This window comes from Limnohabitans sp. 2KL-1 (assembly GCF_003063435.1).
Classification (GTDB): domain Bacteria; phylum Pseudomonadota; class Gammaproteobacteria; order Burkholderiales; family Burkholderiaceae_C; genus Limnohabitans_A.
Genome location: NZ_NESL01000001.1, coordinates 445449 through 458004 on the forward strand (window position 1 = coordinate 445449; position 12556 = coordinate 458004).

Consider the following 12556-nt stretch of genomic DNA (forward strand, 5'->3'; position numbering starts at 1 on the left):
TGCCTTTGCGGGGCATGGGAATGCGGCGCTCAACGGGTTATTGGTGGGCTGTTGGCGCCACAAACGCGGGTGCGCCGACACAGCTGGGCCTTACCGGGCCTTACCGGGCCTTCGCGGGCTTAAGCGGTGGCTTGCCAAGCGCGCACAAAGTCCTGTGTGATGTCCGCAGCGCCGAGGTGGCGTGTGCCGCAGGTGTTTTGCCCGGACCATAAAGGGGTGAAGTCGCTCGAACCCGCACTTTCTGCAGCGGCCCGAAGCGATGCGATGGCGGCTGTGGCCAGAGGAAATGCAGGCACCTGTGCGCCGATGGGCCCCAGTTCGCGCATGACGCGGTTGACAATGCCGCGCGCTGGTCGGCCGCTGAACAGGTTGGTCAATGCGGTGTGCTGCGCAGCGGGCGATTGCAGCGCGGCGCGGTGCAGGGCGCTGGTGGTGGCTTCATGGCTGCACAGATAGGCCGTACCGATCTGCACGCCCGCAGCCCCCAGCATCTTGGCCGCCGTGATGCCCTGCGGGGTGGCGATGCCGCCTGCTGCGATCACCGGCACGCTGACCGCTTGCACAATTTGCGGCAGCAGTGCGAACGTGCCGCACTGTGTGCTCAGGTCGTCGGTCAGGAACATGCCCCGGTGCCCACCGGCCTCCAGGCCTTGGGCGATCACGGCATCGGCCCCGTTCGCCTGCAGCCACAGCGCCTCTTGCACCGTGGTGGCCGAGGACAGTACCCGACTGCCCCAGCGCTTGACCCGTGCCAGCAGATCGGGCGCTGGCAAGCCGAAGTGGAAACTCACCACCGCAGGGCGAAAGGTTTCCAGCACGTCAGCACTTTCGTGATTGAACGGCACGCGGCCAGGTCCGGAAGGCATCTTCGTGGCGTCGAGGCCCCACTCGCGGTAATACGGGGCCAGGGCCTGGTGCCAGCGCGCTTCGCGTGCGGGGTCAGCTTGCGGCGGGACGTGGCAAAAAAAGTTGACGTTGTAAGAGCGAGCCGTCGCGGCTGTGAGGGCTTGCAGCTCGGTTTGCAGTGCATCCGGACTCAGCATGGCCGCAGGCAGCGAGCCCAGCCCCCCGGCCTTGCAAACCGCAAGGGCCAGGTGGTGGTTTTGCACACCCGCCATGGGGGCCTGAACGATGGGGGCATCCAGCCCCAGAGTGGAAAAAAATGAGTGCATGGCTGGAATGTACCGCCATTGCCCCGGGCTCATGCCGCCATCACGGCCAGTCGTGTTGCCCGGCGTTTTCAGCGCTCGGGCGCTGTCGCCGCTTCTTGTGACAAGAGGCGTTTGATTTCAAGCCGCAGGGCCTCCAAGGCTATGGGTTTGGACACATAGCCATCCATGCCCGATGCCATGTAGCGCTCCCGGTCACCTTTGAGTGCGTTGGCGGTGACCGCAATGATGGGGGTGCGATTTTTTTGCTCGCTTTTTTCCATGCCCCGGATGACTTCTGTGGCTTCAACACCACCCATCTCGGGCATCTGGATGTCCATCAGAATCAGGTCAAAATGGCTGTGCGTGCAAGCTTCAATGGCTTCGATCCCGTTGTTGGCAATGACCACTTCATAGCCCATGCGGCTGAGCAAAATGGTCTCCAGTGTCTGGTTGATGGGCGTATCTTCCACCAGCAAGACGCGTTGCGGACTGGCCAGCGTGCTGGGCGGTGGGGTCGTTTCCTCGCGGTCATCTTGGGTGGGGTCGGTCAGCTGGTTGAGCAGGGCGATCAATTCATGGGCGTCGATGGGCTTGACCAGAAAACCTTGAATGGCCAAGGGTTCCAGCTGTTCCTGGCTGGTTTGCTCGCTCAAGGCGCCCATCATGATGATGGCCATGCGCTCGGGCGGGCAGGTTTGACGCAGTTGGACGGCCAGTGCGTAACCGTCAATGTCCGGCATGTTGACATCGATCAGTGCACAGCGAGCCTGGGCCAGTTGAGGCGAGTGCAGCGCCTGCGCCGCCCCATCGACGGCGGCCGGATTCAGTCCCAGAGAAGACAACTGTTGGCTCAGCACACGGCGGCAACTGGCGTTGTCGTCCACCACCAGGATGGTTTGTCCAGCCAGCTGGTGTGGCATGTCTTGCAGGCCCACGGTGGAGGTGCTGGCCGTTTGCAGATGCACGCCAAAGCTGAAGGTGCTCCCATGTCCCAGCTGGCTGCTCACCTGGATGTCTCCACCCATCATTTGTACCAGGCTGCGGCTGATCGCCAAGCCCAGACCCGAACCACCAAAACGCCGCACGGTGCTGGAGTCTGCCTGGGTGAACACGTCAAAGATGAGCGCTTGCTTGTCTGGCGCAATGCCAATGCCCGTGTCCTTGATTGAAAACTCCAACCAGACACCGTCAGGGCTGGGCGGGGCGGACATGGGTTTGACACTGAGCAAAATCTCGCCCTTGGCCGTGAACTTGATGGCATTGCCCAGCAAGTTGGTGATCACCTGCTGCAGTCGCAAAGGATCACCGATGACCTGGTCCGGTACCTTGCAGGCCATGTCGCAAAGCAGTTCCAGCTCTTTCTCGCTGGCGCGCAAGGACAGCGTGCGTGTGGCTTGCCGGATCAGGCTGTGCAAAGAAAACGGGTGAGGGTCGAGGCTGAGTTTGCGCGCTTCAATTTTGGAAAAGTCCAGAATGTCATTGATCACCGCCAGCAGGGAATTGGCCGAGGTGGCCACCATGTCCAGGTAGCTTTTTTGCTCGGCTGTCATGCGTGTTTGCAGGCACAGCTCGGTCATGCCCAAAATCCCGTTCATGGGGGTGCGGATCTCATGGCTCATATTGGCCAGAAAATGGCTTTTCGATGCATTGGCCGCCTGCGCTGCATCGCGCGCCAGGGACAGGTCTTTTTCGGCATGAATGCGGGCTTTGACAAACTCGTTGAAGGCCTGCGTGACGGTCTGGATCTCATGCCCGCCTCGTTGCGCAATGGGGGCGACCGTTTGGCCATCGCGCATTTTTTCTGCCGTGTGGTGCATGGCCCGCGCCAACAGGCCCAAAGGTCTGACGAGTCTTCCCACAAATGTCCACAGCAGCGGCGTCATGACCAGCAGCAACATGACGCTGACGCCCACCATTTTCTGCAGCAATTGCTCGATGGGGGCAAATGCTTCGGCTGAGGGCACCACCGAGGCGACGATCCAGTCGGTGGCCTCGAGTTTCTTGAAGGTGAACAAGCCTTTGAGTCCCCGTGTGGTGTAGCCCTCTTGCGTGCCCTCAAAGCCATTCATGGCATTTTCAAAAGGAATGTTCCCGCTGTTGGGGGGCACTTTCTTGAAAATCAGTTCGGTGTCCGGGTGGGCGATGCGCAAGCGGTCTTGCGTGACCAGATAGTAGTAACCGGTTTCACCGTTTTTGCGCGTCGCAATCGAGCCCAGCAAGTTGGGCTTGTAGAGGTTGAGCACCCCGCCCATGATGCCGATGAGTTGGTCGTTGCTGTCCCGAATGGGCACCGCCACGACCACAATGGGCTGCAACGTGGCTTTGCCCAGAATCGGTTTGGAGATCACCGGCTGACCGGTCTTGATCACGCCCTGAATGTAGTCCCGGCTTGACATGTCCAGTGTCCTGCGACCAGGCTTGATGGGCCAGTCCACCAACAAAACGCCTTTTGCGTCAAAGATGTAAAGGTCGTCATAAACCGTGAGCAGAGCTTGTTCTCGCTGGAGAAATTTTTCCAACGGTCCCAATTCGGTCATGGTGACCATGGGCGCACTTGCCGCCACATTGGCGAGCATGCTGACGCGGTCCTGGAGCATTTCGTCCAGGTGCTTGGCGAAATCTGTCAATTGGCGGAACTCGTGCGTTTCAATCCGCTGCACGATGTCTGCGCGCATCACATAAAACTGCAAACCCAGTTGAGCGAACAGCAACAAAAAGGCCATGGCCATGGCACTCAGGGACAGTTGGATTTTGATGCTGAGGTTTTTCATGGGTCTTTGTTGCCTCTGAATGGTCCCGCAAGCCGGCGTTTGGGCCATCCAGAGGGCTGAAGTGCGCCGCATGGCGCAACGCGCCTAGGATTGCGCGTGATTCTAGTCTTGCAAGTGTTTATGCAAATACTTAATAGTTCATATTTGGCATTTTTCAACATGCCAACAGTCGTTTTGAGGGGTGGGTGTCGAGTCTCCCTAAGTTTTGAACCGCACGTATAGGTCCGACAACCACTTAGCCGCATCAAAAAAATCAAATCTGAACTGCGATTCCATCAAAAGTTGAATTTTTAGTAAAAATTCTCATTAACTTCTGAATGATTGGATGTGCGGTTTGAGTTGACTGAAGAGTCGGCTATGCAGCGGGAGCCATCGACTTAATAAGTCTGTTGGCTGGCAGCTACCGGCCAACAGCAGTCACTCGAACTCACTCGTGCCTGTTTCGTATGCTGACACCGTTTTCAAGTGACCAACTGACCATGGCAAACATTTCCACAGAACAAATTGAACCACCAGCCAATAAAGCGGTCGGTACTCAAGATATCCCCACGAGTTGTTTCACGCCTCGTTAAACCATGTTGCGCTTCGCACTTGAATTTGCTCTGCCATTTCGGTCATAGGGTAGGTGGATGGGCAGTTCTCCAAACTCGCCCTTGTGCGTCTTCTTGCTCTTGCCGTTTCCGGTGTTGCCCTTGCTCCTGTTGACCAATCAGCACGGGAATTTTTTTTGTATCCGTAGCGGCTTTCTCATAGATGGCGAGGATCCTGGGCTCCATGGTGCTTTGTGGGTTTTCTAGCTTAGCAACGTGACACTGGTGATAGAACGTGCTACTCGCCAAGCCTGCTATGTGTACAAAGAAGTGGGCGTTGTTTCAGTCGGGTGGGAATTCAGTCGCTTACCGGTGCTCGCGCCTTGCGCGCCTGGGCAAGCAACCATCGCTTGAAGAGCATCACCTTCTTGTCTCGCTCAGCGCCTTGGGGATGCAGCATGTAGTGGCGACGATCGAATTCATACGACTGCGGTAAGGCCTTGATCAGGCGACATGATTCGAGCTCGGGAGCAACCAGGAACTCTGGCACAAGTGCATACCCTAAACCGGAGACCGCTGCCTCTGCCAATGTCAAGAGCTGCTGGAATCTCCTCGATCGGTCTAAGGGCTCAGTAGGTAACTGGAAATGCTCAAAGAAGTCTTGCCACAGGTCATGTGCGCCGCCCGTGTAGGCCAAAAGGGGCTTGTCAAGCAAGTCCTCCAGCTTTTCCAGCGGGCCATGCTGCTTAAGCAATGATGGGGCGCACACGACGGCCAGTGACGCTTGCAGCGGCAGCGGGGTTGCGACCAGGCCAGGCCAGGGACCCGTACCGTAGCGCACCCAGACAGTGGCTGGATCAGCACGCTCGCCCCCATCCAGGTGGTTGCTAATGAAGTTCAACCGAATGTTGGGGTGCTGCTTCTGGAAATCTGGCAGTCGCGGCACCAGCCAGCGGGCAGCAAAGGCGGGATTCATACCGACGTTGAGACCTTGTTCCTCGGCCTTTCCCCGGATTTTTTGACCCGCCCGGGCGATACGCTCCAGCGCCGGGCTGATTTCGCGGTGATAAGCCTGACCTTCGGGAGTGAGCGTGATCACCCGCCCTTGGCGATGGAAGAGAAGCAGTTGGAGATCGTCTTCAAGCGTTTGCACCATGCGACTGACAGCGCTTTGGGTGACATGCAGCGCCTCAGCAGCGGCGGTGAGGCTTTTGTAACGCACAGCGGCATCGAAGTAATGCACGGCCTTGAGAGAGGGTAGGCGTTCCATCAGATCAATTTTACATGAGAAAAACGCATACATGCAGCATGAATGTCGTTTGTCTAGGCAACCCCGCGCGCCTAAAGTTCAAAGTGTTCATTAATCAGGAGACAAGCATGTGGAAAGATCATCAAGCGCTGGATGCGACATTCATTCAAAGTGACTTGGAGAATTGGACGGCCTATCGCGAGAGGGCTCAAAAATCTGGCCGCGAGTTCGTTGCCGCCGTGGACAGTATCCTTCCAATCGTTCGCGCCGGTCGCGACGAATCCGAACGACTGGGCAAAGTGTCCGATGCATCTGTGCAGGCCATGGTCGATATAGGTGTCTTCCGCGCGCTGACGCCGGTGCAATTTGGCGGCCTTGAAATGGACCCTTCATATTTCTTCGAAGGAATCATCAAGATCGCAGCGGCCGATCCCTCTGCCGCCTGGATCGGTGGGCAGTTGACGATCCACTCCTTTGAAGTCGCCCTGATGGACCCTCGCCTGCAGCAGGAGTTTTGGGGCCAGAGCCCGGACACACGGGCCTCCAGCTCTTACGCACCGCTGGGAAAAGCCGAGCCAGTGGACGGCGGCTATTTGCTCAACGGCACTTGGACCTTCTCCAGTGGCATTGACCACGCCACATGGGTGGTATTGGGTGGTCGCCACAACAATTACGTAGTGCCTACCAGTGACGTGAGCATCGACAATGACAGCTGGGACGTTCAGGGCCTTAAAGGGACTGGCAGCAAGTCGGTCACGCTGAAAGACGTCTTCGTACCCAGCTATCGGGTTCACAGTTTGGAGGACCACTATCACGACCGTGAGCCCGGAATGGCCATCAATAATCGGCCGCTCTTTCGTATGTCGTGGCGCGGGTTGTTCAATGCCATCATGCCCAACTCGGCCATTGGGATGACGCAGGGTGCCCTAGAGGAAATGATTGCGCAAACCCGGGTGCGTTGTGGCCAACAGGGCACAGGCTCCCCGGTCGTTAACAACCCATTCCTGCAGGCTCGTCTGGCTAAATCCATGACGGCAGTGCGCGGCGTGCAACTGCGTCAGATCGATAACTGGCGCCAGCTCTTCGAGATGGCCTGCCGTAACGAGCAGCCATCGCGGGTTGAGCGCATGCGTGTGCGCTACGAAGCATCCGATGCCGCTGGCACCTGTTTTGAAGCGTTCTGCGAGATGTGGCCACATGCTGGCGCAGGAGCGGTTGCCACCAGCAACCCTTTGCAGAACGCGTTCCGTGACCTCATGGCCATGCGCAACCACGGCTCTGCTGGCCGCGATGCCGCGGCGAGCATGTACGTCGGGGCCTTGTTCGACCTGCCGGTGCCCCCTATCAAGGGCTTCGACATGGGCAGCATCGCGATCTACAAGTAACTGCGGGGCTGCTTATGAACTCCGTCGTTGACTCTCTGGCTCCACGTACGCTTTTGGATCATGGCGACCCGTCGCTGGACAGCCGTGCTTTCCGTCGCTGCCTAGGCAGCTATCCGACCGGCGTGACCGTAGTCACCGCATGTGTGGGCGAGCGTCCAGTCGGCATGGCAGTGAACTCGTTTGCTGCCGTATCCCTGGATCCACCCCTGGTGCTGTGGTCCATTAGGCGCGAGTCCCGCAGCCTGCAGGACTTTCTGGCGGTCACTCACTTTGCAGTGAACATCCTTGCGGAAGACCAGGTCGAAACTTCACAACACTTCGGTGCAGGCCACCCTGAACGCTTCGCACTCACACCTTGGCACGCCGGCGTGTGCGGGGCTCCCCTGCTGGACGCGGCCGTTGCACACCTGGAGTGCCGCCGCGCGACAGTGCACGAAGCTGGCGACCACTTAATTCTGATCGGTCATGTGGAGCGTTATGCTCTTTTTGCCGGGGCGCCTCTGGTTTTTTCACAGGGACAGTACGCGGTATCACAAACCCATCCCCGCATCGATACGAAGGAGATCCCGCTGTCGACGGAGCGTTCCGAGGGTGCGCCCGAATCGACGTTTCTGAAGCTACTGAGCGAAACGCATCAGCGGATGTCAGCGCTGTTCGAGTCGCACAGGCAGGCACTGGGCGTCACACATGCCTCCACCCGGATCTTGACGCGCCTGCATCAAGGCGCGTGCGGCATCGAGGGGTTGGAGCAGGCAACCTACCTAGGCCGACATGCACTCGAAGACTCTTTGGCGGATTTGCTGAACGCCGGTTTAGCGATTCGCTGTCCCGATGGCGATTTTGAGCTTACAGCCGAGGGGCGTGCACGGCGCGACGCTGTTTTCTTGCGCTCCGTTCAGTTCACCCATGAAAAGCTTCAGGGCCTGATACCGCAGGATGTTGAAGCGGCCCGACGTGTTCTCGAGGCACTTCGGCTGCGATGAGTCAGGCCGCAGCGCCGCCCTCGGCTTGGGCGCCACTGAAGGTCGGTGCCTTCCGGCTTCTGTGGGCGACCTCGCTGAGCGCAAACGTCTGCACCTGGATGAATGACGTTGCCGCGGCATGGCTGATGAGCCAGCTCACGCCGTCGCCGCTTTGGATCAGCATGGTGCAAACGGCAGCTTTGCTCCCTGTATTTATATTGGGGCTGCCCAGTGGTGCACTGGCTGATCGCTGGGATCGGGTAACCTTGCTCCTGGGTATGCAGGTGTGGGTCACAGTCAATGCGATCGCATTTGGCCTGGCAACATTTCTCAGAGTGCTCACGCCAGAGATACTATTGATACTCGTGTTCTGCAACGGCGTCGGCCTTGCGCTTCGCCTTCCCGTCCTGGCTGCCCTCATGCCGCAGCTGATCCCGAGGCCCCAATTGCCCTCAGCCATGGCCCTCAATGCGGCCAGCACGAATGCATCTCGCATGGTTGGCCCGATTCTGGCGGGCGTCATCATCAGCGCAGCAGGTGCCGAATGGGTGTTCGCGCTTAATACGCTACTCGGGCTGGTCGGATTGTGGGCACTGGCTTCGTGGCGTCACCCGCCGCAGCGGCGAGATGAAGCTCCCGAGCGCCTGCAACGGTCCATGCGCCTTGGCTTGCAGTACGTTCTCCATTCTCGGTCTCTCAAGGGCGTGTTGCTGCGGACAGTCTGGTTTTTTCTGTGCGGCTCAGCATTGTTGGCGCTACTGCCGCTTTTCGCGCGTCAGCTCGGTGCCGGAAGCGCGCAGACATTTGCCGCGCTGATGGCAGCCATGGGCTGTGGTGCCTTGATCCTCACGGCCGTATTGCCACACCTTCGGCGGCGCTATGGTCAAGATGCCTTGGTGCTGCGCGGCACGCTGGCGCTCGGGCTAAGCACCCTGGCGATCGCATGGACCGGCTCGCTGGTAGTCGCCATACCCTGCATGTTAGTGGCCGGCGCGGCCTGGATCGCGGTAGGCAACACCTTGTCCGTAGCTTCCTCGCTGGGGCTTCCTGACTGGATCAGGGCGCGAGGCATGTCGGTCAATCAGGTCGCCCTGATGGGGGCGGGTGCGGCCGGAGCAACGATTTGGGGCCAAGTAGCGGTATGGGTCGGTGCAGCATTGGCGTGTAGTATGGCCGCCAGCCTATTGATGCTTGGTATCGCGGTCCTGGTTCGATGGCGCCCCGATACCGGCAGCATTGAGGACCTCACACCTGCGCGTGCCGACCGCCTGCCAGAGGCGATGCAGCCACCGGGTCGCGGACGCGTGGTGATGGAAATCGAATATCGTGTCTGCGCCGAGCGAGTCGATAGCTTCGAGGCATTCATGCTGAACGAATGCCGAGAGAGCCGCCTGCGCAGCGGCTGCATAGCGTGGGAATTGCAGAAGGACCTGACACTGCCTGATCGTTTCGTGGAAGTGGTTGTCGATGCGTCCTGGCAAGAGCATGTGCGGCACTTCGACCGGGTGACTGCCAGCGATCAGGCATTGCGAGCCAAGCGTCTGGGGTTCCATGCAGGCCCAGCAGGCCCGCAAGTGCGCAGATATCTGCAGTTGTCAACGCTTTAGCAGACTCAGGCCAGGATATTTTGCATACAATAAAACAATATTTGTATTCAAAAACATGAAAATGCTTAAAGCGCCGATCAAAATACCCCATGCCTCCCGCCCCCGCAGGGCAGCGTCAGCGCCAGGCTTGTCACAAGTGGGCCGGGCAGTGGACATTCGTTTGACGCTGGAGGAGGAAATCGAGTCGGGCAAGCTCTTTCCGGGAACTATCTTGGACGAGAAGGCACTGAGCGAAAGGTTTGGGGTCTCCCGAACCCCCGTTCGGGAAGCTTTGCAGCAGTTGTCGGCACGGGAGCTGGTGACTATTCAGCCGCATGTCGGCGCGCATGTTGCGCGCATGTCAGTCACGGAGATTCGCGCCATGCTGGAATACCTTTCAGAGATAGAAGGCTTGTGCGCCAAGCTTGCGGCCCGGCGGATCGATCCGGTTACTCGGCAAGCCTTGCAGGAAGCGCTGGTTCTGTGCGAGCAAACAGACTTGGAGACGGGCGAGGGCTACGAGCAATCGAACCATGCATTCCACGAAGCCATTTATGTGGGCTGTCACAACATCTACCTCGCTCAGCAGATCCGCAAAACCCGGCGTCTGTTGCGCCGCTACCGTTCGCACGAATACCGATCGCCGGAACGCATCCGACGCTCCATCGCCGATCACAAGTTGATTGCCAAGGCCATCATCGAGGGCAACGAGACCGCTGCTGCGCAAGCGATGCTCGATCACCTGCCGTCTGGCACTTCCGGCTTTTCGGAGTTCTTGGCCAAGCTGCCAGCCCATTTCTTTGACGAGCGTTGAAAAGGTTACCCACGATGAGCTCGCACCAGCAGGACGGTCCGTCCGGTCGCGCGAACGGCGACAAGGACTCCCAGTACAAGGAAGTTCGCGGGCTGAGTCGGGGACTGGAGCTCATCCGAGCCCTCAATCGCATGCCCGGCGGATTCGGGTCCACCAGCGAACTTGCGCGCGTTTGCCGCATTCATCGCACCACGGCCAAACGAATACTGGAAACACTGCGCGTCGAGGGTCTTGTGCGTGTTGGCAAAGAAGGGCAATACTTTCTGCACGAAGGTGTGCGGCAACTCAGCGACGGCTTCCGTGACGAACGCTGGGTCCATGAGGTGGCATCGCCCTTGATGAAATCCGCTGTGCGCGATCTGCTGTGGCCCTCAGACTTGGCCACTTTGGAGGCAGGCTGGATGATCGTGCGAGAGTCGACCCACCGCTGGAGCATGCTGTCCATGCACCACGCCATGCCTGGCGAGCGCATGCCGCTGCTGCAAACCTCATTGGGGCGCGCGTATCTCGCTGCCTGCGGCGAGACCCAGCTCGATGCGATCTTGCGCTACCTCGATAAACACGCTCAAGCGTTGGGAGTAGACGAAGAGGATCGACTGAATGTGCATCAAGTGATCGACACGACGCGCCGACGAGGCTTTGCACTGAACGCTGGTGAATGGTCCAGCGAGGCGCGGTTTTGCGCTGCTGGCGTTCCCGTGACGAGCGCCGGACAACTCTTGGGGGCTATCAATCTGGTCTTTCCCAAGGACGCTGTGAGCCTGGAGGAGATGGAAAGCCGGTATGTGCCGAGACTGAAAAGCCTCGCCCTGAGCATCGGCGCCCAGAGTGCCTCCTGCATCGAACACTGACCGGCGCGGGCGTTTGCATCGGTTCGACGGTCTACCCTCTTCCCTTCTTGAGCACGTGTTATTTCATCATGTCAAATAAGTGAAAACCCCAATCGCATGTGCACACAATGCACAGGGTTTTGCATGCACAAACAACTAATTAGCATCCTCGTACTGCAACACTTCAACACACGAGGAGACCAACTTGAAAACCAGCATTTACATCACTGCCGCGATTGCGGCGCTCAGCGCACCCGCTTGGGCGCAATCCAACGTGACGATTTACGGCATCGCCGATGCTGCCATTGCGAGTGTCAGCAATATCGGGGGGGGCTCGAGTACAAGCATGGAGAGCGGCTATCTGCAAAGCTCGCGCTTGGGCTTCCGTGGCAAGGAAGACATGGGCGGCGGCCTGAGTGCACTCTTCACTTTGGAGAGCGGCTTCAACATCGCCACGGGGGCGAACTCCAGCTCCGTGTTCTTCAATCGTCAGTCATTCATGGGGCTTTCATCGACAACACTGGGAAGCATCACCGCGGGGCGTCAGTACACCCCCATCTACGACCAATTGATCTTCCAGGCAGGCGCGCCGGCATTCGGCGTCAGCGGTGGCGCCCTTGATGGCATTCCGAGCGCAGGCTCGTCCGCCTCGCGCTACGACAACACCCTCGGCGGTACGCGGATCGACAACAGCATCAAGTACAACTCGCCTCGCATGGGAGGCTGGCGCTTTGATGTCATGTATGGCTACGGCGGAGTGAATAACTCATCGTCCGCCAACAGCTACAAGTCTGTTGCCACGGGCTACAAGGGTGGCTCCATCGAGTTCGGTATGGGGTACCAGGCACGTGATTGTGTCGCAGCAACGGGGTGCACTGCAGTGCAAGCGCGCGACGAAGTGGTTGCGATCGGCGGCGGCTACAACTTTGGCGCTTTTAAGCTGGCTTCGATCTACACCAGCGAAAAGAATGGCAAGAACGTAAAAGGTAACAATGCCGACCTTTACCACGCCATGGTTCAGGTTCCCGTTGGCGCCTGGTTTCTGTCGGCGGGCGTCCAAAAGCTGAACGACAAGGCCGCAGCCAACCAGGACGGAACGCAATACAACTTCTCGGCGCTCTACAGCTTGAGCAAGGCCACGACACTTTACGGCGCGTATTCACAGCAGAAAGTGATCAACGGCGGCAAGGCCGGCATGGCGCTCGTGACCTCAAGTGACGGCAAGCAGAACGTTCTGGCACTGGGCATTCGCCAAGTCTTCTAAGCCCCGCATCAGGA

General features: G+C 58.8%; 9 protein-coding genes. 6 read left to right on the plus strand and 3 right to left on the minus strand.

The annotated features are described in order from the left end of the window. Positions 1-119: 119 nt before the first annotated feature. The 3 genes from B9Z47_RS02045 to B9Z47_RS02055 form a co-directional block, all read right to left on the minus strand. Positions 120-1172 (minus strand): nitronate monooxygenase family protein, encoded by a 1053-nt coding sequence (locus tag B9Z47_RS02045; RefSeq protein ID WP_108329570.1) that lies wholly within the window; start codon positions 1170-1172, stop codon positions 120-122. Positions 1173-1240: 68 nt separating this feature from the next. Continuing rightward, positions 1241-3922, minus strand: a complete 2682-nt coding sequence (locus B9Z47_RS02050; RefSeq protein ID WP_158271600.1) for a hybrid sensor histidine kinase/response regulator — start codon at positions 3920-3922, stop codon at positions 1241-1243. Between the two features lie 888 nt (positions 3923-4810). Further along, positions 4811-5722: a LysR substrate-binding domain-containing protein gene (locus B9Z47_RS02055; RefSeq protein WP_158271602.1), complete on the minus strand. Its 912-nt coding sequence runs from the start codon at positions 5720-5722 to the stop codon at positions 4811-4813. Positions 5723-5829: 107 nt separating this feature from the next. On the opposite strand from B9Z47_RS02055, the gene B9Z47_RS02060 reads away from it, so the two are divergent. The 6 genes from B9Z47_RS02060 (at position 5830) to B9Z47_RS02085 (ending at position 12542) form a co-directional block, all read left to right on the plus strand. Next, positions 5830-7086: an acyl-CoA dehydrogenase gene (locus B9Z47_RS02060; protein WP_108330034.1), complete on the plus strand. Its 1257-nt coding sequence runs from the start codon at positions 5830-5832 to the stop codon at positions 7084-7086. A 14-nt stretch (positions 7087-7100) separates the two neighbouring features. Beyond that, entirely contained in the window at positions 7101-8069 is a 969-nt protein-coding gene (locus B9Z47_RS02065) for a flavin reductase family protein (protein WP_108329573.1), read from the plus strand. Continuing rightward, complete coding sequence (locus B9Z47_RS02070) at positions 8066-9655, plus strand: MFS transporter (protein WP_108329574.1); 1590 nt, start codon at positions 8066-8068, stop codon at positions 9653-9655. The genes B9Z47_RS02065 and B9Z47_RS02070 overlap by 4 nt, the downstream gene beginning before the upstream one ends. 148 nt (positions 9656-9803) lie before the next feature. Beyond that, a complete protein-coding gene (locus B9Z47_RS02075; protein WP_233253610.1) occupies positions 9804-10448 on the plus strand; it encodes a GntR family transcriptional regulator in 645 nt (214 codons plus the stop codon). A 14-nt stretch (positions 10449-10462) separates the two neighbouring features. Beyond that, positions 10463-11299 (plus strand): IclR family transcriptional regulator C-terminal domain-containing protein, encoded by an 837-nt coding sequence (locus tag B9Z47_RS02080; RefSeq protein WP_108329575.1) that lies wholly within the window; start codon positions 10463-10465, stop codon positions 11297-11299. A gap of 184 nt (positions 11300-11483) precedes the next feature. After that, positions 11484-12542 (plus strand): porin, encoded by a 1059-nt coding sequence (locus B9Z47_RS02085; protein WP_108329576.1) that lies wholly within the window; start codon positions 11484-11486, stop codon positions 12540-12542. Positions 12543-12556 lie beyond the last annotated feature (14 nt).

Bases quoted from the DNA above. Each gene is read 5' to 3' on its own strand.
- B9Z47_RS02050 (WP_158271600.1), bottom strand. From the start codon at position 3,922: ATGAAAAACCTCAGCATCAAAATCCAACTGTCCCTGAGTGCCATGGCC.
- B9Z47_RS02080 (WP_108329575.1), top strand. From the start codon at position 10,463: ATGAGCTCGCACCAGCAGGACGGTCCGTCCGGTCGCGCGAACGGCGAC.
- B9Z47_RS02060 (WP_108330034.1), top strand. From the start codon at position 5,830: ATGTGGAAAGATCATCAAGCGCTGGATGCGACATTCATTCAAAGTGAC.
- B9Z47_RS02065 (WP_108329573.1), top strand. From the start codon at position 7,101: ATGAACTCCGTCGTTGACTCTCTGGCTCCACGTACGCTTTTGGATCAT.
- B9Z47_RS02045 (WP_108329570.1), bottom strand. From the start codon at position 1,172: ATGCACTCATTTTTTTCCACTCTGGGGCTGGATGCCCCCATCGTTCAG.
- B9Z47_RS02070 (WP_108329574.1), top strand. From the start codon at position 8,066: ATGAGTCAGGCCGCAGCGCCGCCCTCGGCTTGGGCGCCACTGAAGGTC.
- B9Z47_RS02055 (WP_158271602.1), bottom strand. From the start codon at position 5,722: ATGGAACGCCTACCCTCTCTCAAGGCCGTGCATTACTTCGATGCCGCT.